The organism is Tepidimonas sp., assembly GCF_046292505.1.
In the GTDB taxonomy this organism is placed as follows: Bacteria; Pseudomonadota; Gammaproteobacteria; order Burkholderiales; family Burkholderiaceae_C; genus Tepidimonas.
In genome coordinates this window covers 1-925 of record NZ_JBKBQX010000140.1, presented here as the reverse complement: position 1 = coordinate 925, position 925 = coordinate 1, and the positions used below count along the sequence as shown (strand labels likewise).

Sequence of the window (925 nt, the reverse complement as noted above, 5' to 3'; positions counted from 1 at the left end):
AAGACCAAGCGCGAACGGTTTCTGGAAGAGATGGAAACGGTCGTGCCGTGGTTGGCGTTGGTGGCGCTGATCGAACCGCACTACCCGAAAGCGGGCAAGGGACGCCGGCCGCGCGGCCTGGAGACCATGCTGCGCATCTACTTCATGCAGCAGTGGTTCAATCTCTCTGATCCCGGCATGGAAGACGCCCTCTACGACGTCCCGTGCATGCGGGCGTTTGCCCGGCTGGACCTGTTCGACGAGTCGATGCCGGACGAGACGACGATCCTGAAATTCCGCCGCCTGCTGGAGAAGCATCAACTGACGGCGGGAATCATGAATGCCATCAACGACACCCTGGAACAGAAGGGGCTGCTTCTCAAAGGCGGCACCATGGTGGACGCCACCATTATTCATGCGCCGCCCTCGACCAAGAACGAGGCGAAGCAGCGCGACCCGGAGATGCGCCAGACCAGGAAGGGCAACCAGTGGTATTTCGGCATGAAGATCCATGTCGGCGCCGATGTGAATAGCGGCTTGGCCCATACCGTGGCGGTCACTGCCGCCAACGAAGCGGATGTCAGTCAGTTGCCGAACTTGCTGCGGGAAGACGACCGGGCTGTGTTCGGCGACAAAGGCTATGTCGACAATAGCCTGAAGCGGGCAGCCCGGAAGGCGGGCGTCTTCTGGGGCGTGGCGTTGAAATCCACCACCAGGCACAAGCTGACCGAAGCGAATAAGCGCTTCAACCGCAAGATGTCCTCGGTGCGTAGCCGGGTGGAGCATCTCTTCCGGGTGATCAAGCGGCAATTCGGTTACACCAAGGTGCGCTACAAGGGGCTGGCGAAGAACGCCGCCCAGGTCTTCACCCTGATCGGGCTGACCAATCTTTATCTGGCGAGGCGAGCCATGCTGACGTAAGCGGGAGAGGTGCGCCCGCCGCGCC

The 925-nt window shown here is 61.4% G+C and carries 1 protein-coding gene; it reads left to right on the top strand.

Annotated features, from left to right (window positions below):
• On the top strand, positions 1–900 hold a 900-nt coding region (locus tag ACK4TH_RS12320; protein ID WP_409626867.1), incomplete at its 5' end, for an IS5 family transposase.
• Positions 901–925 lie beyond the last annotated feature (25 nt).